Source organism: Microbacterium sp. NPDC056057 (assembly GCF_042266945.1).
Lineage (GTDB): Bacteria > Actinomycetota > Actinomycetes > Actinomycetales > Microbacteriaceae > Microbacterium > Microbacterium trichothecenolyticum_C.
Genome location: NZ_JBHJWS010000002.1, coordinates 401,715 through 422,745 on the forward strand (window position 1 = coordinate 401,715; position 21,031 = coordinate 422,745).

Below are 21,031 nucleotides of genomic sequence, written 5' to 3' on the forward strand. Positions count from 1 at the left end.
CCAGCTGCGCCTCACGGCAGCCGCGATGCCGCCGCCTTCAGCTTCCGCAGCGCAGAAGGCACCTCTTCGAGTCGCTCCTCCGCCTCCTCGCGTGCGAGGCCGGCGATCGTCTCGTACGCGTCGGACAGCTCGCCCGCCCGGCCCGCGAGCGCGCCTTCGTGGGACACCCGGCGCGCGAGCAGCATCGCATCGCGGTGCGCGCCGAGCGCGTCGTGCAGGTCGTCACCGGCATCCGCGATGTCTTCGACCTGCTCGGTGAACAGGTCGGGTGCGACGTCGGCGATGGCCTCGGCGACGTACCGGGTGCGGCGTGCAGCCTTCCGCAGCTCGTGGTGCGCCTCGTCCGAGCCGTCGAGGCGGTCCTCGGCCTTCTCGACGCGCCGCGCCTGCGTCGCGAGCACAGCTGCCAGCACGTCGGCCGCGGGCCGGTCCGGCTCGACGACGACCGGCGGGTCGACGAACTCGCGCAGCAGCCGTGCGCGCTCCTGCGCCCGCGGCGAGCGCGCGAGCTCCACGAGTCGCTCGTGCGCGGCGGGGTAGGCCTCGCGCTGGCTCTCGACGAGCCGATGCACGACCGCCGGGTCGTCGATCTCGGCGCGCTCCAGCAGCTGCTCCGCGACGTCGGCCCTCACCTCGATGTCGCGCACGACGCCGAGTTCGCGGCCCCACTCGGCGTAGGCGACCCGGACGCGCTCGGCAGCCCGGGCGTCGAGCGCCTCGCGGAACCCCCCGAGCACACTGCGCAGACGCCGCACCCGCACGCGATGCTGATGCACGCCGTCGGGCTCGTCGGCCAAAGCTGCGGCGGCGCTCTCCTCGACCTCGGCCGCCGCGCGGCGCACGATCTCCCCGAGCACGTCCCCGACGGTGGGGTTCTTCCGCGACCTGCGCATCCCCCGAGCCTAGGACTCGGGGGCTGGCCGGAGAGAGCTTTCAGCCGAGAGTGGGCAAGATGGACCTCATGCGCACCCTCCTCAACATCATCTGGCTCGTGCTGTCGGGCTTCTGGATGTTCCTCGGCTACATGCTGGCGGGGGTGGTGCTGTGCATCCTGATCCTCACCATCCCGTGGGGCATCGCCTCGTTCCGCATCGGCCTCTACGCGCTCTGGCCGTTCGGCCGGACGATCGTCGGCAAGCCGACGTCGGGCGTCGGCTCGTTCCTCGGCAACGTCGTCTGGGTGATCCTCGCGGGCTGGTGGCTGGCGATCGGCCACATCGTCACGGGCATCGCGCTGTGCATCACGATCATCGGCATCCCGCTGGGCATCGCGAGCTTCAAGCTCGTCCCGATCTCGCTCATGCCCCTCGGCAAGGTCATCGTCGACAGCCGCACGCTGCAGCCGGTCTGATCCGGATCACGGATGCCGCGACCCGCCCGCGGCTAGGGCTCGACGATGTGCGAGCGCGTGGCGAGGACGTTGAGCTCCTCGCATCCGTCCGACGTCACGAGGACCCCTCCGCCGACGCACACCTGGCGGAGCCCGATGAGCGCGGCGGGCTGGAACGCGAACGTCATGCCTGCGCGGAGTTCGACGTCGCCGTCTGCGGGCACGACGCCGGGGATCGGATAGCCGTCGAGGTCGGCACGGCCTTGGGCATTGACCCACATCGGGCTGTTGTACATCCCGGGTGAGACGGTCTGGATCACCGGCGGCCGGATCCAGGCGCCGGCGGCGACGATCTCGGCGTGCATCGCGGCGTAGACGTCCGAGAACAGGACGCCCGGCCGCGTAGCGGCGACGCCGGCCTCGTAGGCGGCGCGGGCAGCATCGGCGAGCCGGCGGTGCACGTCGTCGGCGCCGAACTGCACGTGCATCTGCTGCTGCGACTCGAGCCCTGCCCAGCAGGCGAAGATCTCCGCTCCGATCGAGTCGCCCGGACGGAGGATCGGCGGCTCGCCGCCGGCCCAGCCCCATTCGATGGGACCGCCGAAGGCGGGGTTCCCGCTGCGGAGGATCATCCCGGGTCCCGCGCTATGACCGCCCCGGCGCGTGATCTCGGCTTCGACCGCCGCGTACACGTCGCTCTCGCGCGCACCGATGCGCGCAGCATCCAGGAACACGCGACTGGCGTGCTCGCCGATCTCGGCCGCGTGACGGAACAGCTCCTGCTCCTCCGGGCTCTTCACCAGGCGCGCCCGCGCGAAGGGGAGCGTGATGTCGACCCATTCGACGTCGGGCGTCGCCGCCGTGATCATCTCCCATGCTCCGTACGGGATGCCACCGCCGAACGGGGACGCACCGCCCAGGCCGATCACTCCGATGCGCGCGCGACCGGTGCGCCAGGTGCGCAGCGCGTCGGCGATCAGGAGGGGCGGGGGGCCGGTCCGCAGATCCGCGATCCATCGCGCGTCCGCGAGCCTCCGGCCCTGGTCGTCGAACCTCAGCAGACCTACCGCACCCACTCCCGAGATGAGGGTGGGATCCCCGTCGCGCGGAATCGCGACGATGCCACCGGGAATGGCCTCGCCGGCCAGGTACACGTCGGTGCGATCGAACGCGCTGCCGAAGGCGACGACCCCCGAGAGGTCGTCGGCGTCCATCAGCTCCCGCACGACCGCCCATCGACGATCGCGTTCGTGCAGGGTCGGTCGGGGGAACGGTGTGCGGGCCGGTGGCATGTCGGAGCTTTCTGTCGGCTGTGCAGGCGAACGGGTGAGGGAGAGGACGCGTCGCCGCGCCCTCTCCCCGGGTGGATCAGCCCCAGGCGGTGTCCATCGACTTCAGAACCTGCTCGATTGTGAGCTGTCCGGTGAGGATGCCGGTCACGCCGGTGCCGAGCGCGTCGAACACCGCGCCGTTCGGCCAATCGACAGGCGGGTAAGGACGCGTGCCCTCGGCGGTGAGCAGCTCCTGCGAGCTCTGGTAGGCCTCCGGAAGGTCGGCCGTATCGCCGCCCAGCGGAAGCGTGCCCTGGATCTCGGCCATCATGGCCGCCTGCTCGGGCTCGGCCGACCACTGGATGAAGTCCTTGACGAGCTCGGGGCTCTCGGTCTTGGCGTTACCCGCGATGCCGTCGGTGCTGGTGAGCAGGATCTTCGGGTCGAGGCCATCGGGTGCGGGCATCGGCAGCACGTCCATCTTCAGCGCGCCGCCCGACGCGTTCGACAGCGTCACCGTCGCGCTGCTCGGCGCGGCGAACGCGAGCATGGTGCCGCCGGCGACGCCGTTGGTGAGGGCGTCGAAGCCGGCGCCCTCCGCGCCGGGCTGCATGCACCCGGCGTCGTAGAGGTCCTTGATGGCCTGCAGCGCGTCCTTCCAGCCATCGGACGCGGCGAACGTGGTGTCGCCGGCAGCGCGCTGGTCGTTCCAGTCGGGCTCCGGGCCGTACACCGTGCTGGCCGCGAAACCGAGCGCCGTGATCGCCGGGGCCGTGGGTACCGCACCCGCGAGACCGAGCACCGCGAGGCCGCCGTCGGCGGCGTCGCCGCACTGCGCCGCGAGGTCCTCGACGGAGGTCTCGGCGGTCCAGTCGATGCCGGATTCCTCCGCGAGCGGTCCGTTCACGACAAGACCGTTCACCTGCACCGACGTCGGCACCCCGTAGAACGTGCCATCGAACACCCAGCCCGCCTGCACGGCCTCGGGCAGCGCCTCTTCGAGGACCTCGGTGTCGAGCGGCAGGACGAGACCTGCCTCGGCGAGCGGCCCGACCGACGGGTTCTGGCCGGTGCCCGACAGGGTGTAGAACACGTCGGGGCCGTTGCCGGCGTTGAGCTGCGTGTTCAGCAGCGACGGGTAGCCGTCGAGACCGTACTTCTGGATCTCGATGGTGACGCCCGGATGGCTGTCCATGTAGCTCTGCGCGAGCTGTTCGTACCAGTCCTGCGCGTCGGCTGCGATGGAGTAGGCGAACGTGATCGTCTGCGGCTCCTCTCCGTCGCCGGCGTCGGCCGAGCCGGCGCAGCCGGCGAGGAGGAGCGCCGCCGAGGCGCTCGTGGCGAGCACGAGGGTGCTTCGTCGGACCTGCTTGCGTGCCATGGTTCTGCCTTTCATTCGGGTGTTTCGGGTTGGTTCAGGTGTCAGACCGCGACCGGGCGCGGCGCACGGTCGAGCAAGCGGTCGTGCAGCACGCGCGCGCTGTCGACGATGAAGTTCGTCGCCGCGTCGCCGGTCACCGTCGCGCGCAGGCGCGCCTCGGTCGCGCGCATGTCGCCTGCCGAGGCGAACGCGTCCGCATGATCGCGTGCCCAGGCCAGCTCGGCGTCGCTCAGGTCGATGTGCGAGGCGCGCCACTCCGGGTGGTCGACGAACAGCGACATCTCGGTGCCCGGGTCCTCGCGCATGCCGGGGAAGAGCCCCTCGATCGAGTAGTTCCGCGCCGGCGCGGACGCCAAGGCATTCAGCATCCCGTCCCAGTCGATGACTCCCTCGCCGATGGGCGTGATGAGGCGCCCGATGCCGTGCTGGTTCGGGACGACCACGACATCGCGCAGATGGGTCTGGCGCGTGTACGGGGCGACGCGGCGGGCGGCCTCGACCGGGTCCTCGCCCCGGACCACTACGTTGGCAGAGTCGAACGTGATCCCGAACGAGTCCGGGCCGGACTCCTCGACGAGGCGGACGACCTCGAAGCTCGAGATCTCCTCGTGGGTCTCGAGATTCAGGTGAAGCCCGAGATCGAGCAGCGCGGGGCGCAGCATCCCCAGCACGCGCGCCGTGGCGGCCAGTTGCTCGGGCCACGACACATCCGTGCGGAAGCGGTCGCAGGCGCGCAGTCCGCGCAGCCGGAACTGGTAGTTCGTCGTCGCGGCCCACACCTCCCTGATCCCGCACCCCGCGGCCGCCTCGAGCTTGCGGCGCATGCCGGTGAGCCAGTCACCGTCGCCGAGCCCACGTGTCGTCGCGTCCTCGGGCATAGCGAACGGGTTGACCTTGCCGGCCCCCGCCTCGAGGTAGAGGCCGCGCTCGGCGGCCGCGGCTGCGATGTCGGCCAGCTCCCGGGCATCGAGCGTCGGGCTGAGATCGAGGATGTCGCGGAAGAACACCCCGTCCAGCCCCAGCTCGGCGACCCGCTCGATGACCCAGTGCGCGTCGTGCGTGAACGCGCCGGGCAGCTTCGTCGAGTCGGTGCCGACCCGGATCCGGCTCATGCGTCGGCGCCCTTGTCGTCGCCGGGGTCCGACAGGTCGACCAGGCCGCGGCGGAAGACGTTCTCGGGGTCGTAACGGCGCTTGGTCGCGGCGAGGTCCTCGTACTTCGCGCCGTAGACCGCCTTGGCCACCTCGTCATCACCCTGCACCGACGCGAAGTTGATATAGGTGCCGCGCTTCGAGGGCGCGAGCGCGTCCGAGAACCCGCGGGCCCACTCCACCAGCGGAGCCTTCTCGGACGGGTACTCCCAATCCGCCCCGATGTTGGCGGAGTAATTCATGACGCGACCCGTCGGCAGCGCGTCGTCGTGACCCGCACGCGCCGTGCCGGGGCCGGCGATGATCTCGAACGGGCACATCACCTGGTGCGAGATGAACGCGCTGGAGTTCAGCGCACGGCCCGGATAGACGTCGGACTGCTCGATGATCGTGTCGATCACGTCGTCGGTGAGTTCCTCGATGAACGTGTGCTTCCAGTAGTGGCGAAGGCCGTAACGGAACTCGTCGTCGGTCTGGTGCTGCAGCGTCACGTGCGGCATCGTGCGCACGTCGAGATAGATCGGCGTGAAGCCCTCGAAGATCGGCGCGGTCGCCGCCGGCTCGTCCGCCGGGTCTCCGTAGCGGATGGTCGCGAGCGAGAGGATCGGCCGGCCGCGGTGCTCGGCGGGGATCTGGCTCCAGAACTCGGGCGCCCGGTAGAGCCGCAGGTACGTCCCGACCTCCGACGGCATCCCGATGCCGCGCTCGGCGAAGCGCTGCATGATCGCCCGACGGTCGTCGGCGGCGAAGAGCGCGAGGCGCACCGTCGCCAGGCCCGCGAGCCGCTGCGGACGGAACGTGAACCGCGTCGCGACGCCGTAGTTGTGGCCGGCGCCCTTCATCGCGCGGAACAGGTCGGGGTGCGACGTCGCGCTCACGTCGAGGATGCTGCCGTCGGCGACGACGACCTCGATCGATTCGAGGTGGTCGACGGTCGCGCCGTGCTGACGCGCGAGGTAGCCGAAGCCGCCGCCGAGCGTGAGTCCCGCGACACCGGTGTGCGACACCACGCCGGCGGGGACCACGAGACCGGTCCCCTCGCACGCACGGTCGACCTGGCCCCAGTTGCAGCCACCGCCGACGCGGATGAGGCCGGCATCTTGGTCGATCTCGATGTCATTGATGAGACGCGTATCGATCTGGACGGCCCCGTCCATCGCGGCCGTGCCGGCGAGGTTGTGCCCGCCGCTGCGAACCGTGATCGGGTAGCCGTGGGCCGTCGACCAGCGCAGGGCTGCCGACACGTCTTCGGCGTTGCGCACGCGCACGATGGCGGCGGGGCGACGATCGATGTCGGCGTTCCAGAGGCGGCGCGCGAGGTCGTACTCCGAGGAGCCGGGGTACAGGACATCGCACTCGACGGCGTCGGCGAGCTGCTCGATCGGGGTGATCGTGAGGGTCGAGGACATGTTGCTCCTATCGGGAGGGGACGGATGCTGCGAGCTCGGCGAGCACGGAGCGAAGATGTGCGGCGGACCGGGCGATGAAGGCGTCGTGCGCAGCGCGCTGGTCGGGCTGGAAGACGTCGAGCTCGGCGAACGACGGCTCACGGCCGTCTGCGGCGGCCCGCGCGGACTCCGCGCCGAGCTCCTGCAGCGCGGCGAGCTCGGCGTCGCTCAGCTCGGGGTGCAGGCTCTGCCAGAACGCGTCCGAGACCGGCACTTCGCTACGACCCGACCAGCCGCCGACGCCCTCGATGGTGAGGTTCAGCGCCGGGTTGGCCGCGAGCAGGATGCCGAGCGTTTCGCTCCAGTCCAGCTGCCCGTCGCCGCACGGGCGCAGGAACCGGGTCAGCCCATCGCCGTCGGGAGACGGGAAGACACGGATGTCGCGCAGCTGCGTGCTGACGACGTACGGAGCGACGCGCTCCACCGCGGCGCGCGGGTCTTCCCCCCGGGCGATGGGGTTCGCGGGGTCGAGGCAGATGCCGACGTGCGGATCGTCCGCACCCTCGACGATACGCAGGAGTTCGCGGGTGGTGATCTCCTCGTGCGTTTCGATGCCCAGCACGAGGTCGTAGTGCCGCAACGCGGGAAGCAGTTTGTCGACGAGGCTGCTGATGGCCCGCAGCTGGTCGGGCCACGGCGCCTCCCGACGGGCGCGATCGGTGTCGTAGGGTGCCGCGTACTCCTTGACGCCTGCGCACGCCGTCCACAGTGTGGTCCAGCCCATCTCGGCGCACGCGGAGAACATGCGCTCCATGCCGGCGATGAAGTCACCGTCCCCCAGGGCGCGCACCTCGGGCAGCTCCGCGGTCATGTAGGGGTTGATCTTTCCGACACCCATCTCGACGTACATGCCGAGTTCGTCCGCGCGCTGCCGGAACGCATCCAGTTCCCCCTTGTCGAGCGTGGGCGACAGATCGGTGAGCGTGCGGATGTTGACGCCCTCGAGACCCTGCGCGTGCAGCGTGTCGAGCAGTGCCGGGCCGTGCCCCCACAGATCGCCGACCCGGACGAGGCTGATGTCGGAGCCGATGCGCGTCACGCCGGCACCTCCACGCCGAGGCGGCGGCCGGCGTGCGGAAGGATGCGGAGGGCGTTCCCGCTCGACACCGCTGCGACCTGCTCGGCCGACCACCCGTCACGCACCTGGGTCGCGTAGTCGCGCTCCAGCGGCAGGATGGAGTCGTTCGCCCACGGCACGTCGGTGCCGAACAGGATGCGGTCGGTGCGCTCGAGCTGCAGGAGAGGCCCGAGGTTCAGCGTGGTGTCGTAGTAGAGGCCGTCGAGCTTGCGGGTCTCGGCCTCGAGGCCCTCGGCTGTCACCGCCACGTTCCAGTCGCCGCCCTGCAGAGCGTGCATCGCGATGCGCCACTTGACGTACGGCACCATTCCGCCCGTGTGCGGGAAGATGAACCGGACCCTCGGGAAGCGCTCGAACACATTCGCCGCGGCGAGCGCGGTGACCGCCCGCGTCGTGTCGAACGTCCCCTCGAGCAAGGGTCCCGGCAAGCCGGCCGGTGCGTTGAACACCAGGATCGGGTGCATGAACACCACGGCGTCGCGGGCGTCGAGCTCCTGAAGAAGGCCCGTGTACTCGGGCTGCGCGAGGTAGGCGCCCTGGTAGCTCGTCAGCATCGCGACGCCCTCGAACCGGCCGCTGTCGAGGGCTGCGACGGCGTGAGCAGTCGCGAGGTCGGGGTCGGGCAGCGGAAGAGTGGCGAACGCGCCGAAACGGCTGGGCGAATCCCGCACGATGTCGGCGAGTTCATCGTTCAGGTCGTCGGTCACGGCGGCGAGATCGCCCCCCGCCCATGACAGGTCCGCGGGCACCGACAGCACCGACATCGTGGTGCCGGTGATCGCCATCTGCTCGAGCGCGATCTCGGGGTTCCACGCGGGGCCGCCACGGAAGACCGGGAGCCCGCGACGCTCCTGGTGGGCGATGAGTCCCGGCAGCGTGGGGTGGTGGTGGACGTCGATGAGAGTCATCCGACAGCTCCGATCTTCGTTGACGAGCAAGTTGGTATACAACATACGAGCAAGCGAAAAGACGTCGCCATATCCACCAAGCGCATGACGGTTATGTTGCGTATCGACGGTGTTTATACCTCTCAGACCGACTCGACCTGGGGCGGTATGCCGTATACAACAGTCAGGGAGGCGCTACTCCCCGAGGAGAGAAATGACCCCAGAGACCCCAGCCGCACGCACGGCGATCGACGCCACGTCCACGATCGGAGCGACGCACCTGCCGCTGCGCGAGCGGGTGAGGGATCTCCTTCGCGATCGGATCGTCCGCGGCGACTTCGCGCCCGGGGACCGCCTCGTCGAGCGGGTGCTCGCCGAGGAGATGGGCGTCTCACGCGTCCCGGTGCGCGAAGCGCTCACGCTTCTCAAGGGCGAGGGATTCGTTCAGGATGTGCCGCGGCGCGGCGTCATCGTCACGGTGCTGGCGAAGGAGGACGTCGACGACCTGTTCGACGTGCGCGTCGCCCTCGACGTGCAGTGCGCGCGCTTGGCCAGCGCGCGGGCGACCGACGACGAGATCCGGGCGCTCGCAGCCATCGCGGACGCGGCCGATGCGGCGCTCGCGCGGGGCGACCTCGGCGCTATCGCCGAGCTCAATCAGGCCTTCCACGACGCCGTCCCGCGCATGGCGCACAACCGCATCCTGGCGTCGACCCTCGAGCCGCTCGAGGGCCGGCTCCACTGGGTGCTCCGCCAGAACCGGTCACCCGAGATCCTGCTCGCCGAGCATCGGGAGCTGGTCGAGGCCCTCGCGAAGCGCGACGGCGACGCGGCGGCCGATGTCGCACTGCGACACGTGGACACGAGCCGCCGCCTCTGCCACGAGATCATGTTCGGCGATGAGTCCTGAACCACCCGTCGGCAGTGCGGCCTCTCGGGCGGCCGTCGGCGGCACCTCCCTCGCTCAGCTGCAGGCATTCGTCGCGGCGGCCGACCTCGGGAGCTTCACCAAAGCTGCTGAACGACTACACGTCACGCAGCCGGCGATCTCGATTCTGATCCAGCGCCTCGAGAGAGAACTCGAGACCACGCTCATCCACCGCGGCGGTCGCGCATTCGCGCTCACCGATCACGGGCGTCGCCTTCTGCCGCACGCCGAGAAGGCCGTCTGCGCCGCGCAGCAGGGCGTCGACGCCGTTCGCACGGCGGACTGAGCGGACAGGATGCTGCGGCCCGCGGCATCCGGTTCCTCACAGCAGTCGGCGCGCCGACGCCCAGGCGGTGAGCTCGTACCGTGACGAGAGCTGCAGCTTGCGCAGCACCGCCGAGACGTGCGATTCGACGGTCTTCATCGAGATGAAGAGCTCGGCGGCGACCTCCTTGTAGGCGTAGCCGCGGGCGATGAGCCGCATCACCTCCTGCTCGCGCGACGACAGGCGGTCGAGCTCGTCGTTGGTCGTCGCGGTCTCGCCGACGGCGGCGCCGAAGGCGTCGAGCACGAAGCCCGCGAGGCGCGGTGAGAAGACGGCGTCTCCGTCGGCGACCGCGTGGACCGCGCTGCTGACCTCCGCGCCGGACGACCCTTTCGTGATGTACCCGCGGGCGCCGGCGCGGATGACGCGCACGACGTCTTCGGCGGCATCCGACACGCTGAGCGCCAGGAACCGCGTGGCGGGCACGGACGGAGCCGCCCCGCGGATCACGGCTTCGCCACCGGCCGCATCGGGGCCCGATGACGCGCCCGCCCCGGCCGGCAGGTGCACATCGAGCAGCACGACGTCGGGGGCCGTCGCTTCGATGACGGCCACCGCAGACGCTGCGTCGGCCGCCTCGCCGACCACCTCGACAGACGCGTCGAGGTCGGCGCGCAGACCCGAGCGGAAGATCGAGTGGTCGTCGACGATCACGACGCGCACGGTGCGTTCAGCCACGGCTCCCCTCCCAGGAGTATGCGGGCCCGGCGTCGGGCGAGGGAGTCGCGGCGAAGCGCAGGTGCACCTCGGTGCCGCCGCCCGCTCCCCGCCGGATGGTCGCCGAGCCGCCCGCCCGGCGCATGCGGCCGAGGATGGATTGACGGATGCCGAGCCTGTCGTCCGGGACGTCGTCGAGGTCGAACCCGGGGCCGCGGTCGCGCACGTACACGTCGACGGCGTTCGCGTTGCCCTCGATGTAGACCGACACGTCGCCTCCGGCGTGGCGGGCCGCGTTCAGCATCGCCTCGCGCGAGGCGGCAGCGACCTCGCCGCTCGCGCGCTCCGCGGGAAGCCCCGCCGAGACGACGTCGATGCGCACCGGGTAGTCGAGTTCGAGCGCGGCGGCGTAATCGCGAAGATCCGTCGGCAGATCGCTGTCGGCGGGGGCGTCGCCGTCGTAGAGCCAGGCGCGCAGCTCGCGCTCCTGAGCGCGGGCGAGGCGTGCGACCTCGCTCGATGCACCGGCGCGGTTCTGGATCAGGGCGAGGGTCTGCAGCACCGAATCGTGCAGGTGTGCGGCCATCTCGGCGCGCTGCTCCTCGCGGATGCGTCGCACGCGCTCCCCCGAGAGCTCACGCCAGCGGTCCACGAGGATCGACGAGTACACGAGCAGGATCCCCGCGATGGGCAGCAGCGCGATCACGAACCCCGCGACGCCGGTCTGCCGCAGCGCCGAGAGCTGCGTGAGCAGCAGCAGGATCAGGGCCACCGTCACCACGATGCGCACGACGTTCTCGTGCCGCGGGCCGCGCGCGGGGTCACGCCGGTCGACGAGCGTCGCCCAGGCGCCGGCCGCGACCGCGAGCGCCGTCGCGAGGACCACGCCTCCCACCCATCCGGGTAGCGACGTCGAGCCGACGCCGTTCGCCCCGAACAGGGCGATCGCAGCCACCGTCACCAGCGCGACCGCGATCGCGGCTCCGGTGAGCAGCCAGGCCACGGGCACTCGGCGTGTCGGCACGTCGTGCACGGGTGCGGCCTCGGTCGCAGCATCCGTCCGCGGGTCGTCCCAGGGCACGAACACCCACAGCCACGCGTACAGCAGCGCGCCGGCACCCCACACGACGGTCAGCGCGACGAACGCGCCGCGCACGACCCACAGCGGCCAGCCCAGGTGGCGGGCGAGTCCCGCCGAGACTCCGGAGACGGCGCAGTCACGCGGACGACGCAGCGGCGGACGGCCCGGAGCTGTCGGAAGCGGCGCCATACCCGCGACGGCGTGCGTCGGAGTCGTGGGGAGGGGCATGCCGACAATCCAATCATCGTGCCAGACCCCGAGCCACGATCCCGAGCGGAGATCAGGGACGCGTCAGGGGATCACCCCATAGCGAGCCCCTCGCGGAGGCCGCCAGGGTGGAACCATGACCGACACGACCACCGCTCCCCCCACCGACCCGGGACCTCCGCCGACCGCCCCTCCGGGGCTGCCGAGCGGCACGGACCGGTTCTTCTCGTGGGTGGAGGGCCTCGGCATCGTCCGGGCCGACGGCTGGCTCGGCGGCGTGTGCGGCGGCCTCGCGGCGCGCCTGCGGATCGACCCGATCATCGTGCGCGGCATCTTCGTCGTGGTGGCGCTCTTCGGATTCCCGGCGCTCCTGGTCTATGCGATCGCGTGGGCGCTGCTTCCCGACACGAGCGGGCGCATCCACCTGCGCGAGCTCTTCCAGGGCCGCTACGACTCCGCGATGACCGGCGTCTTCATCCTGGCCGTCGTCGGGTTCGTCCCCGTCGTGCCGTGGCTGCGCAACATCCTGATGTGGCCGCTGTGGGCGCTCACCGGGTTCGCACCGTGGGCGTGGGACGGCTCGGGCATCTGGGACCTCGGCTCGCCGTTCGGCGGCATCGGCGTGATCCTCGCCCTCGCGCTCATCGGCACGGCCGTGTACTTCATCGTCCGGGCGGCTCAGGCCGGCCGGCCCTCCCGGGCGGGTGCGCCGATGGCTTCCGCGCCGCCCGCCCCGGTCGCGTCGCATTCGGGTGTCGACGCGGCCTCCCCTCTCGCGGCCGACGCCGCGGGCATCGCGGATCCGGCCGGTCGGGCGCCGGCCGGATCCGCGACAGGACCGGAGATGGTCCCCGCTCCCGCTCCCGACGCCGGCGATGCCGCGGCGGACTGGCGCGCCGATTGGCGCGCGAGCCAGGAAGAGTGGCGGGTGCAGAACGACGCGTGGCGTCGCAGCCAGCAGGACGCGGCCCGCGCCGCCCGCGAACAGGCCCGGCGGGAACGACACGCGCACGGCGCGGTGTATGCCGCCGAGGCCGAAGAACGCCGTCGCGTGCGCCGCGCGACCCGTCCGCGCACGAGCTTCGTGTTCGTCGTCACGGCCCTGGGAGCCGCGATCGTCGCCGGAGCACTGACCGTGCTGATCGCCCTGGGCGACCCGACGCTGGCCGGCTTCGCGGCCGCCATCGGCATCCTGTCCGCCGCGATCGTCGTGAGCCTCGCGATGGTGGTCGCCGGCATCGCGCGTCGCCGCAGCGGCTTCCTCACCGCGGTCGCCATCGTGCTGGTGACGATCGGCGTCGTGACGGCCATCGCCTCGGGCCCCCGCAGCTTCGTGCTCGGCAACGTGGGTCTCGGCACGAGCACCGTTCCCACCACGATCGTGCAGCCCTTCGGCAGCACCGACATCACCGTGCTGCCCCTCTCGGAGGACGAGAACGTCGACGCCGGCACGATCACGATCCGCAAGAGCACCGGTGTCACCTACATCACGGTGAACCCGGGCACCGCGGTGGAGATCGAGGCGCGGCTGGGCGCCGGCCGGGTGGAGGTGCAGCGCCTCGACCCGCGGTCGAACGCCGTCGAGGACGTGCCCGTCACCCTGCGCCCCGGCGAAGAGGGGACGTCGGAGTGGTCGTGGTTCACCCGCAACACCGCGGCCGCCGGCGACCCTGCCACCCGCCAGAAGATCGTGCTGGAGCAGGGACTCGGCTCCGTCTACGTGACCGTCTACGTACCGGAGGAACAGCGATGACCGACACGAACCCCACCCTCGACCTGACGCCGCCCGTGCTGATGGCTCCTCTCCCCTCGGCGCCTGCCGAGCAGCCCGTCACCGGCCCTGCGGTTGATGCGGCGCCGCGCACGCGCTGGGCGGCGATCATCTGGGGTCTGGTGTTCGCGGCGATCTCCGCGACGGCACTCTGGGTCACCGTCGACGCGGGCCGTCGCGACGCCGTGGCGGACTGGGTCGTCTCCCTCTCCCCGCCCGCGATCGTCGCCTACCTCCTGCTCGCCGGCGGCGCGATCGCGCTCGTGGGCGGCCTGGTCGGCATCGCCCGCCGCCTGCAGCGCGGGCCGAGGGCAGCAGCATCCTCTCCCCCGACCGCTTGACTGCTCACCTGTCACGAAGCGCCACCCCAACCGGCAATTCGTGACAGGTGAGCGGCCAGAGCGCGCCTGAACGCGAACGCGCCGTGTGCCCGAAGGCACACGGCGCGCACGCGGTGGATCAGGCGCCGGCCGTGGGGCGACCGACGCCTGACGATCACTCGGCGACGAGGCTGCTGCAGCCCTCGTCGCCCGAGCCGACGCAGACCACGAGAGTCTCGGTGTCGACGAGGTCCTCAGGAACCTGGAAGCTCCACACGAAGGTGTAGGACTTCTCGGGCGTCATGGGCACCTCGACGGAGCGCTGCGAGACCGCGTCGGCCGAGAACGACTCGTCCGTGGTCGAGCGCAGGACGGGCGCCACATCCACATCGGACTGGCCCTTCTCCGACACCCACTGGGCGACGTTGACGGTGACCCACTGGTTGCCCTCGGCGGGCTCGTCGAGCGTGGCGGCGGCGCTCTCGTCGGGGACGATGCTGCTCCACACCTCGAGCTCGGTGCCGTCGGCTCCGACGCGCTCACCGGCGGCGGCGGGCTCGGTGACCGAGGACTTCACGATGGAGTCGGCGGCCGACGAGGACGTCGGCTCGGGGCTGGCGGTGGACGCGCAGCCGGCGAGCAGAAGGCCGGAGACGGCGGCGATGGACAGGAGTGCTGTGCTTCGTGAGCGCATGGTGAATACCTCTTCGAATTGTTTCGGGGATGTTTCTAAAGTACTCCTCCGAAACGTGTGGTCCGACCACGCGCACACCGTGCACTCCCCCGTTTCAGGAGGGACCGGATGCTGTGCCCCGCCGCCGTCGCCACGGCACCGCGAGCAGCAGGCCGACGATGAGCAGCGCCCCACCGAACGCGGCGGCCGCCCACGGGGTCACGGAAGGGATCTCGAGGTACGTCGTGATGCCGAGGATGCGGGCGAGACCCCAGGGCAGCAGACCCATCTCGTCGTTCCACAGCGTGAGCGCGGTCTCGAGTCCGATCGCCCCGACGACCGCCGCCGGCACGAGGAGCCCGGCGCCGACCGCGGCGAGCACGTACCCGGTCGCGCGCCGCGCGCGCACCTGCGCCGACAGCGCCCAGCCGGCCGCGACGAACACCCACACGAACAGCGCGAACGCGATGCTGATGTACACGGTGCGCAGCAGCGGGTCGGTCCAGAACGCGAACCAGTACCCGCCCGGGCCCGTGAACGAGAGCGCGAACAGCGTGACGATGCAGCGCAGCATCACAACCCCGCCGACCGCCGCGATGACCGGCCACGGCGAGCGCTCCCAGACGAAGAGGCGCAGCACGAGCGCGAACACGACCCAGGCGCCGATGATGACGGCGAGGTGCGTCCACGAGAGGAACGACGTCTGCACCGCGCGCGTCGCGACGAGCAGGCCCGCCGGCACGATCAGCAGCAGCCACCGGTCGAGCTCCAGCATGCCGAGAGTGGATTCGCGCGCCCGCCACGGCCTCGTCGACGCGATCCACGTCGCTCGCGCCGCCGCGGCGCCGGGCTTGGCGACCAGGCGCGTGCGCGCCGCGAGCATGCCGATCACGACCCACGCCAGGGCGAGCACGAGCAGCACACGAGCGATCCATGCCATGGGCTCGTCGCGCACCGCGCGCTCGACGCCGAGCTGCGCGGCCGTGAGGTTGAAGGCGGGGTAGTCGAGGTTGCCCTCGTACTTCGCGAGATGCTCGGCCGCACGCTCCTCGTACGCGACGCGGTCGGCATCCCACTGCGCGTGCGCCTCGGGCGAGAGCGTGTCGTGCCACTGACCCTGATGCAGGATCATCGCGCGATACGACTCGAGCAGCCGGAGGGTGTCGAGCTCGTAGTCCAGCGTGTCGAGGAACGCGGCCCGTATCTCGGACGAGCGCCAGCTCGCAGCATCCGTGTCCGACACGAGATCGCGCATCTGCTCGACCGCGACGACAGCCTGGGCGCCGTCGCCGATCGCCGCTTCGACGCCACCGGAACCGCCGTCGCGGACGATCGAATAGAGCACATCGAGCACGGCGGAGTCGCCCGTGAGGATGTCCCACTCGAAGATCCACATCATGGGCGGCGGCTCGAGCCCGATCGCGAACACGCGCTGCTCGGCGAACTGCGGCACGTACATGCCCTGGGCGATGGCGTCGCGGGAGTGCGTCATCGCCTCGACGATCGCCTCGACGGAGGCGGGGTCTTCGGAGAAGTACTCCCGGGCCCAGGCCGCGGTGATGCCGGCGACGTCGGCCTCAGGATTCTGGGCGAGGGATGCTGCGAGCTGCGTGTTCAGCTCGTACAGCTGCCAGAATCCCGACTTCAGGTACAGGCTCATGGGTCCGGCGCGCCACGGGCCGCCGTCCTGGGTCCAGACCCAGATGCCCTCGACCTGGTCGTTGGCGGCGAGCAGCTGCTGAAGGGCCCACTGGTACTGCGGGCCGAGGTCGTTGGGGAACGCGCCGAAGTTCTCGAACTCGCGCCGGCTCTGGAACTCGACGATGCGCCGCTGCGAGCCCTGCTCGAGGGTGTCGTTGAGCGGCAGCCACGTGTAGAAGTCGCCGAGCGTGTACTTCGTCGACACGATGAGTGCCGGCGAGTCGATGCCGCCGAGCACCGCCTCGTACGACGCGGAGTTCGTGTGCATGTCGCCGACGGCGCCGACGCCGACCGACCACGTGCGGAAGATCACTTCGCGATCGGATGCCTCGGCCTGCGCCGTGAACGCTTCGAGCATCGTGCGCACGGCGTCGACCGACGTCACCTCGAGCGCGGAGTAGTAGTCCCAGCCGCCCACGTCGTAGACCGGCCCCGCCTCGCCGATGCGGATGAGCACGCCGTCGAGCGCGGGCACCGCGTCGTACAGCTCGTCGAGGCCGGCGGTGTACACGTTCCAGAGCTCGGGGTTCTCGGTGTCGAGCGAGCCGAACTCGTCGGCGAGGTACTGCTCGAGCGGACCGGTGAGGGCGAGCATGTCGGTCCGCAGGAACACCTTCATGCCGAGCTCGTCGGCACGCTCCCAGAAGGGCGCGTACGCGTCGCGCAGGGCGAGCGCCTTGTCGCGATGGTCGTCGCCGTCGGCGTAGACCGGTCCCTCGGGTGCCCCGTCGAACGTGACGTACTCGACGAACCCGGGGAACGCGACGGCGTTGAACCCGTTCGCGAGCGAGTGCCGCAGGAACCCGTCGAAGTCGTCGAACGCGGCGGCGAGCGCAGTCTCGTCGACGTACGGCGGCTCGGGCTGCATGACCGCGGCGAACGCCTTCGACGCGTGCGAGTAGTCGTCGCCGGACTCCCACTCGGCAGGATCGGGGATCACGCCGACCGCGCCGAGGTCGGTCATGCGCAGCGGCAGGCGCGACGCCTCGTGCTCTCCGACGAGGTCCGTCAGGGAGGCGGCGGCGCGGATCTGGTTGCTGATGTCGTAGATGCCGCGCGTGACGCCGTCTTCGTTTCCGGCGCGGATGAGCAGCGCGGCGGCGTCCCCCTCGATGGCGTACGCGTCGTCGGTCGCGACGAGGGTCGGGTCGATCCGCACCGTGAGCACGGCTTCGCCGGAGGTTCCGGATGCTGCGGTCACAGCATCCGTCAACTCCTCCAGCGCGACCGACACGCGCTCCGTATCGGGGGCGTCGAACGTGAAGGAAGGCGGGAGGACGGGTTCGGCGACCGTCGGCACCACGGGGGCTTGCGGCTCCATCTGGGCCGAGGGCTCGGTGCGGATGCCGAGCGCGTCTCCGACGGCGAACGCGACCCCGGCGCCGAGCGCCAGCAGGATGATCGCGGTGACGACAGCGAGGATGCCTCGCCGTCGCGCCGTCGTCATCCCTTGATCCTAGATCTACGGGAGCGTGATCTCTTCGTGCGGCTGCCGGATGAGGAACCCCTGCGCACGATCGCAGCCGAGCTCGACCGCGGTGTCGAGATGGGTGAGGGTCTCGATGCCCTCCGCGACCACGCGCAGACCGTGTGCGTGCGCGACCTCGACCTGCTCGCGCAACCACGCCGGCGCGGGTCGCTCAGCGGCTCGCACCAGTTCGCCCGGCAGCTTCACCTCTGTCACCGGCAGGCTTCGGAGGAGTTCCGGCGAGGGAGCCTCGTCACCGGAGCCGGCCAGGGAGAACTCCACGCCGATCTCGCGAAGCAGGTGCAGTCGCGACAGCACCGCATCATCGCCGATCGGTGGCAGGTCGCGGGGAAGCTCGAAGACGAGGGAGCCGCGCGCGAGCGCACGACGCTCGAACTCGCCGGCGACGTGATCGGCGAACGATTCGTCCGCGAACTGCATCGGCGAGACGTTGACGGCGACGGCCCAGTCGCGGCCCGTCTCGCGCCATCCCGCGAGCGTGTCGAGGCACTCGTCGAGCATTCGCCGCCCCAGCGCGTGGATCACTCCGCTCTGCTCGGCGACGCCGATCATCGTCACGGGATCGATGTCACCGAGCCGCGGGTGCCGCCAGCGGCACAGCGCCTCGGCCGCAACGATCGATCCGCTCTCCAGCGACACCTGCGGCTGGTAGACGGCGAAGATCTCGGGACCGCCGACGGCGGCCGCCAGATCATCCGCGAGGTCTCCAGGAGTGGTGGGCATCCCTCAAGTCAGCCCTGCGAAGTGCCCTGATCGCAAGCAGACGCAGGACGAGCGAGGATCGGCTAAAGTCCGTCTCCGCCACGCGTTCGTGGCGAGGTCTTCAAGGACGGATCCCCCGATCCTTATACTTTTGTCGTCGCAGATGCAGGGAGAGGGTCGCGATGGCGTTTCGGAATCTGGAGACGTTGGAGTCTTGGCTCGCGGAGTATCGGGCGCAGGGCAAGCCGCTGGCGGACTCCGCGCGTGTGATGGTGCAGGACGGCGATGGCGGGGCGAACACCGGTCTGGTGGCCTTCCGGCTCGGTCACGCTCCGACCGGCGTGTTCATCCAGCCCGCCACGCAGGATGCCATCGGATGGGTCGCGACCATGGAGCCCCGCGAAGAGAGCCTCGTGCTCGACGCCGCGGGGCTGCTCGAGCTTTCCGCCGAGCTGGCTGCGGTCTCCGAGCTGTGCGCGTTCCTCGAGGCGAGGTCGCAGGCGTATCAGGGCACCGACGTCGCCTGAGCAGGGTTCAGTGCCGCGTGCCCACCGTCGCCGCGGTCAAGGCGGCGAGCAACGCGGTCGAGTTCTCGACCATGACCTGATCGGCAGCGTCGACGGCGACGTCGAAGTCGTCGTCGAACCGATTGAGGGCAGACCAGGGGTCTTCGCCCATATCGACGGTGGCGGTGATGCGGTTCACCCGCCTGTCGGTCGGGTCGACATCGCGTCGCACGAGAGAGCGGCTCACGAGCCGATCGATGAGCGTCGTCACTCCCGCGGAGGTGATGCCGAGGTATTCGCGCAACGCCGTCGGCCGCGTCCCGGGGTTGCCGACCACGAACAACAGGGCGCGGGCATCGATGTCGGTGATGCCGAGACTGGCGCGCGCGGCCACCAGCGCGGCGTTGCGCGCATCGAGGTACCGGCGCAGCGCCACCCCGAGGGTCAGCGCCGGTGTGTCGTTCGCCATACCGACATTCTCCCCCCATCGCTTCGAGATCAGAATAGTCAGTTGGCGAAAATTTAGAATACTTACCTAATTCTTCGAAGCATCGACTAAACTGATCCCACCCGCAGGCGAGATGTCGTTCCCCGTTCCGCCCACACCATCGCCTCGATTCAGAAGCCAGGAGGCACCGTGATCCACGGAGACGCCCCGATCGGATGCCGCATCCTGACCACACCCCACGTCAAGAGGTTCCCATGCTGAATCTCGCGATCTGCGGGCTGATCGCTGTCGATCGCCAGTCGACGATTCTCGACGCGAATCAGCAAGTGCTCGAGTGGATGGGCTGCGACCGGGACGACGTGATCGGAAGGCCGCTCGAAACGCTCCTCACGTTGCGCATGCCACTGGCGTCCGCTGACGGGGAGCGCCCGACAGATGCCACTCTTCATGGCGTGTCCGGGGTCGTCCGCCCCGTGGTGGTCGGCTCCCTCGGTGAGGACGAGAGCGGTGCGGAGCGCATCGCCGTCTACGACGTGTCGACCCGGTCCTCCTTCAACCTCGGGTTCCAGGGCGCGGAGGCGAAGACGGAACGCGGCCGGCAGCGGCTGCAGATCCTTCTCAACGCGGCGGTCGGCTTCGGCAATGTGCGGTCCGAGACCGATGCGGCAGAACTCCTGGTCGACGTGGCGCAGCGGGCGTTCGCCGCGAGCGCGGTGAGCGTGCACATCGGCGGGCCCGACGGGCTGGTTCAGGTCGCCGGCGTGAACCCGCTCGCCGCCCACTGGCCGGCAGACCTCCGGCCGGCCGGAACGACCACCTTCCTCGGCGGGCAGGTGCTGATCGTGCGCTCGCCCGAGCATGCGGACTCCTATGTGCCCGGAGTCGGCATGAGCGACATCTATCGCGCCGGCGGCGTGCATGCGGCGATCGCCTCGCCGATGCGGTCCCACGGCGATGCGGTCGGTGCGATGGTCTGCTTCTTCGACCACCCCCGGGAGTTCGACGAAGAAGCCGTTCCGCTCGCCGAGGCGCTGTCCAATCAGGCGGCCCAGGCGATCGCGCGGATCCGCCTCGAAGACACCCTGCGTCGCGCGGCCATGCACGACGAGGTGACGGGGCTGCCGAACCGGCGCCTGATCGAGGAGGACGTCACCCGCACCCTCTTCCAGGACTACTCGGCGCTGACCGTGATCTTCATCGATATCGACGGCTTCAAGGCGGTGAACGATCTCCTCGGGCACGCCGCCGGAGACGCGCTCCTTCACGAGATCGGGCAGCGCCTGCGCGGGGTCATCCGTGAATCGGATGTGCTCGGGCGATTCGGCGGCGACGAGTTCATCGCGGTCGCCGCGGTCGACAGCGTCGGCGACGCCGCAGCGCTCGCCGACCGCATCCGCGCCGCGATCGCCGAGCCGTACGCCGACCTTCCTCCGGTGCTGTCGATCACCGCGAGCGTCGGCGTGGTCACCGTCGGAAACGACGGCGCTCCGGTCATGGACCAGCTCATCCGCGCCGCCGACCACGCCATGTACGAGGCGAAGATGGCCGGCGGAGACCGCGTCGCCGTCGCCCACCACGCGTCGTCCGCCATCCTGCAGTAGACCACCGATGCCGATCCCCGCTCGTTGAGCGAGCGAGGAACGAACGAGACGAAACGCCCCGGACCCGGCGCGGAAC

Annotated in this window: 20 protein-coding genes and 1 pseudogene; 8 read left to right on the top strand and 13 right to left on the bottom strand. The window is 70.6% G+C overall.

Annotation, left to right across the window (positions count from 1 at the left end; all coding sequences use genetic code 11):
• Positions 1–11 precede the first annotated feature (11 nt).
• The gene (locus ACFC1K_RS09660) at positions 12–893 is read right to left on the bottom strand and encodes a CHAD domain-containing protein (protein ID WP_375871434.1); all 882 of its coding nucleotides are present in this window, start codon (positions 891–893) and stop codon (positions 12–14) included.
• 68 nt (positions 894–961) lie between these two features.
• Here ACFC1K_RS09660 and ACFC1K_RS09665 point away from each other — a divergent pair, with 68 nt between their 5' ends.
• Positions 962–1,351, top strand: coding sequence for a YccF domain-containing protein (locus tag ACFC1K_RS09665; protein WP_375871809.1), 390 nt, complete (start codon positions 962–964; stop codon positions 1,349–1,351).
• A gap of 32 nt (positions 1,352–1,383) precedes the next feature.
• On the opposite strand, the gene ACFC1K_RS09670 is transcribed toward ACFC1K_RS09665, so the two are convergent.
• From ACFC1K_RS09670 to ACFC1K_RS09695, 6 genes are all read right to left on the bottom strand, one after another.
• Positions 1,384–2,556 (bottom strand): M24 family metallopeptidase, encoded by a 1,173-nt coding sequence (locus tag ACFC1K_RS09670; protein ID WP_375871435.1) that lies wholly within the window; start codon positions 2,554–2,556, stop codon positions 1,384–1,386.
• A gap of 142 nt (positions 2,557–2,698) precedes the next feature.
• Positions 2,699–3,982 carry an ABC transporter substrate-binding protein gene (locus ACFC1K_RS09675; protein WP_375871436.1) on the bottom strand — a complete coding sequence of 428 codons (1,284 nt, stop codon included), beginning with the start codon at positions 3,980–3,982 and terminating at the stop codon, positions 2,699–2,701.
• A 41-nt stretch (positions 3,983–4,023) separates the two neighbouring features.
• Positions 4,024–5,094 (bottom strand): sugar phosphate isomerase/epimerase family protein, encoded by a 1,071-nt coding sequence (locus tag ACFC1K_RS09680; RefSeq protein WP_375871437.1) that lies wholly within the window; start codon positions 5,092–5,094, stop codon positions 4,024–4,026.
• Positions 5,091–6,542 carry an FAD-binding oxidoreductase gene (locus tag ACFC1K_RS09685; RefSeq protein WP_375871438.1) on the bottom strand — a complete coding sequence of 484 codons (1,452 nt, stop codon included), beginning with the start codon at positions 6,540–6,542 and terminating at the stop codon, positions 5,091–5,093. Before ACFC1K_RS09685 ends, ACFC1K_RS09680 begins: the two co-directional genes overlap by 4 nt.
• A 7-nt stretch (positions 6,543–6,549) precedes the next feature.
• Positions 6,550–7,620, bottom strand: a complete 1,071-nt coding sequence (locus ACFC1K_RS09690) for a sugar phosphate isomerase/epimerase family protein (protein WP_375871439.1) — start codon at positions 7,618–7,620, stop codon at positions 6,550–6,552.
• On the bottom strand, positions 7,617–8,567 hold the full coding sequence (locus ACFC1K_RS09695) for an amidohydrolase family protein (protein ID WP_375871440.1): 951 nt from the start codon (positions 8,565–8,567) through the stop codon (positions 7,617–7,619). The genes ACFC1K_RS09690 and ACFC1K_RS09695 overlap by 4 nt, the downstream gene beginning before the upstream one ends.
• 193 nt (positions 8,568–8,760) lie before the next feature.
• On the opposite strand from ACFC1K_RS09695, the gene ACFC1K_RS09700 reads away from it, so the two are divergent.
• The gene (locus tag ACFC1K_RS09700; RefSeq protein WP_310288898.1) at positions 8,761–9,456 is read left to right on the top strand and encodes a GntR family transcriptional regulator; all 696 of its coding nucleotides are present in this window, start codon (positions 8,761–8,763) and stop codon (positions 9,454–9,456) included.
• Positions 9,446–9,760 carry a LysR family transcriptional regulator gene (locus ACFC1K_RS09705; RefSeq protein WP_310288896.1) on the top strand — a complete coding sequence of 105 codons (315 nt, stop codon included), beginning with the start codon at positions 9,446–9,448 and terminating at the stop codon, positions 9,758–9,760. The genes ACFC1K_RS09700 and ACFC1K_RS09705 overlap by 11 nt, the downstream gene beginning before the upstream one ends.
• Before the next feature lie 36 nt (positions 9,761–9,796).
• Here ACFC1K_RS09705 and ACFC1K_RS09710 read toward each other — a convergent pair whose 3' ends face one another.
• On the bottom strand, positions 9,797–10,477 hold the full coding sequence (locus ACFC1K_RS09710) for a response regulator transcription factor (protein WP_310288893.1): 681 nt from the start codon (positions 10,475–10,477) through the stop codon (positions 9,797–9,799).
• On the bottom strand, positions 10,470–11,765 hold the full coding sequence (locus ACFC1K_RS09715; protein WP_375871441.1) for a PspC domain-containing protein: 1,296 nt from the start codon (positions 11,763–11,765) through the stop codon (positions 10,470–10,472). The genes ACFC1K_RS09710 and ACFC1K_RS09715 overlap by 8 nt, the downstream gene beginning before the upstream one ends.
• Before the next feature lie 115 nt (positions 11,766–11,880).
• Between ACFC1K_RS09715 and ACFC1K_RS09720 the strand changes: the two genes are divergently transcribed.
• Together ACFC1K_RS09720 and ACFC1K_RS09725 are read left to right on the top strand one after the other, a co-directional pair.
• Positions 11,881–13,497 (top strand): PspC domain-containing protein, encoded by a 1,617-nt coding sequence (locus ACFC1K_RS09720; RefSeq protein WP_375871442.1) that lies wholly within the window; start codon positions 11,881–11,883, stop codon positions 13,495–13,497.
• Positions 13,494–13,856, top strand: a complete 363-nt coding sequence (locus ACFC1K_RS09725; RefSeq protein WP_375871443.1) for a hypothetical protein — start codon at positions 13,494–13,496, stop codon at positions 13,854–13,856. Before ACFC1K_RS09720 ends, ACFC1K_RS09725 begins: the two co-directional genes overlap by 4 nt.
• 154 nt (positions 13,857–14,010) lie before the next feature.
• Here ACFC1K_RS09725 and ACFC1K_RS09730 read toward each other — a convergent pair whose 3' ends face one another.
• From ACFC1K_RS09730 to ACFC1K_RS09740, 3 genes are all read right to left on the bottom strand, one after another.
• Positions 14,011–14,529 (bottom strand): hypothetical protein, encoded by a 519-nt coding sequence (locus tag ACFC1K_RS09730; protein ID WP_375871444.1) that lies wholly within the window; start codon positions 14,527–14,529, stop codon positions 14,011–14,013.
• A 94-nt stretch (positions 14,530–14,623) separates the two neighbouring features.
• Positions 14,624–17,656: a hypothetical protein gene (locus ACFC1K_RS09735; RefSeq protein ID WP_375871445.1), complete on the bottom strand. Its 3,033-nt coding sequence runs from the start codon at positions 17,654–17,656 to the stop codon at positions 14,624–14,626.
• Between the two features lie 15 nt (positions 17,657–17,671).
• Positions 17,672–18,421, bottom strand: coding sequence for an EAL domain-containing protein (locus ACFC1K_RS09740; protein ID WP_375871446.1), 750 nt, complete (start codon positions 18,419–18,421; stop codon positions 17,672–17,674).
• A gap of 161 nt (positions 18,422–18,582) precedes the next feature.
• On the opposite strand from ACFC1K_RS09740, the gene ACFC1K_RS09745 reads away from it, so the two are divergent.
• Positions 18,583–18,927 carry a hypothetical protein gene (locus ACFC1K_RS09745; RefSeq protein ID WP_375871447.1) on the top strand — a complete coding sequence of 115 codons (345 nt, stop codon included), beginning with the start codon at positions 18,583–18,585 and terminating at the stop codon, positions 18,925–18,927.
• 7 nt (positions 18,928–18,934) lie between these two features.
• On the opposite strand, the gene ACFC1K_RS09750 is transcribed toward ACFC1K_RS09745, so the two are convergent.
• The gene (locus tag ACFC1K_RS09750) at positions 18,935–19,375 is read right to left on the bottom strand and encodes a MarR family winged helix-turn-helix transcriptional regulator (protein WP_375871448.1); all 441 of its coding nucleotides are present in this window, start codon (positions 19,373–19,375) and stop codon (positions 18,935–18,937) included.
• A gap of 233 nt (positions 19,376–19,608) precedes the next feature.
• Between ACFC1K_RS09750 and ACFC1K_RS09755 the strand changes: the two are divergent.
• Positions 19,609–19,755: pseudogene (locus ACFC1K_RS09755) on the top strand (PAS domain-containing protein); the annotation flags it as partial.
• A 51-nt stretch (positions 19,756–19,806) separates the two neighbouring features.
• The gene (locus tag ACFC1K_RS09760; protein ID WP_310288872.1) at positions 19,807–20,955 is read left to right on the top strand and encodes a sensor domain-containing diguanylate cyclase; all 1,149 of its coding nucleotides are present in this window, start codon (positions 19,807–19,809) and stop codon (positions 20,953–20,955) included.
• Positions 20,956–21,031 lie beyond the last annotated feature (76 nt).

Coding starts and splice junctions, on each gene's coding strand:
- ACFC1K_RS09660 (WP_375871434.1), bottom strand. CDS start 893: ATGCGCAGGTCGCGGAAGAACCCCACCGTCGGGGACGTGCTCGGGGAG.
- ACFC1K_RS09665 (WP_375871809.1), top strand. CDS start 962: ATGCGCACCCTCCTCAACATCATCTGGCTCGTGCTGTCGGGCTTCTGG.
- ACFC1K_RS09675 (WP_375871436.1), bottom strand. CDS start 3,982: ATGGCACGCAAGCAGGTCCGACGAAGCACCCTCGTGCTCGCCACGAGC.
- ACFC1K_RS09680 (WP_375871437.1), bottom strand. CDS start 5,094: ATGAGCCGGATCCGGGTCGGCACCGACTCGACGAAGCTGCCCGGCGCG.
- ACFC1K_RS09685 (WP_375871438.1), bottom strand. CDS start 6,542: ATGTCCTCGACCCTCACGATCACCCCGATCGAGCAGCTCGCCGACGCC.
- ACFC1K_RS09695 (WP_375871440.1), bottom strand. CDS start 8,567: ATGACTCTCATCGACGTCCACCACCACCCCACGCTGCCGGGACTCATC.
- ACFC1K_RS09700 (WP_310288898.1), top strand. CDS start 8,761: ATGACCCCAGAGACCCCAGCCGCACGCACGGCGATCGACGCCACGTCC.
- ACFC1K_RS09705 (WP_310288896.1), top strand. CDS start 9,446: ATGAGTCCTGAACCACCCGTCGGCAGTGCGGCCTCTCGGGCGGCCGTC.
- ACFC1K_RS09715 (WP_375871441.1), bottom strand. CDS start 11,765: ATGCCCCTCCCCACGACTCCGACGCACGCCGTCGCGGGTATGGCGCCG.
- ACFC1K_RS09720 (WP_375871442.1), top strand. CDS start 11,881: ATGACCGACACGACCACCGCTCCCCCCACCGACCCGGGACCTCCGCCG.
- ACFC1K_RS09725 (WP_375871443.1), top strand. CDS start 13,494: ATGACCGACACGAACCCCACCCTCGACCTGACGCCGCCCGTGCTGATG.
- ACFC1K_RS09730 (WP_375871444.1), bottom strand. CDS start 14,529: ATGCGCTCACGAAGCACAGCACTCCTGTCCATCGCCGCCGTCTCCGGC.
- ACFC1K_RS09735 (WP_375871445.1), bottom strand. CDS start 17,656: ATGACGACGGCGCGACGGCGAGGCATCCTCGCTGTCGTCACCGCGATC.
- ACFC1K_RS09740 (WP_375871446.1), bottom strand. CDS start 18,421: ATGCCCACCACTCCTGGAGACCTCGCGGATGATCTGGCGGCCGCCGTC.
- ACFC1K_RS09745 (WP_375871447.1), top strand. CDS start 18,583: ATGGCGTTTCGGAATCTGGAGACGTTGGAGTCTTGGCTCGCGGAGTAT.
- ACFC1K_RS09750 (WP_375871448.1), bottom strand. CDS start 19,375: ATGGCGAACGACACACCGGCGCTGACCCTCGGGGTGGCGCTGCGCCGG.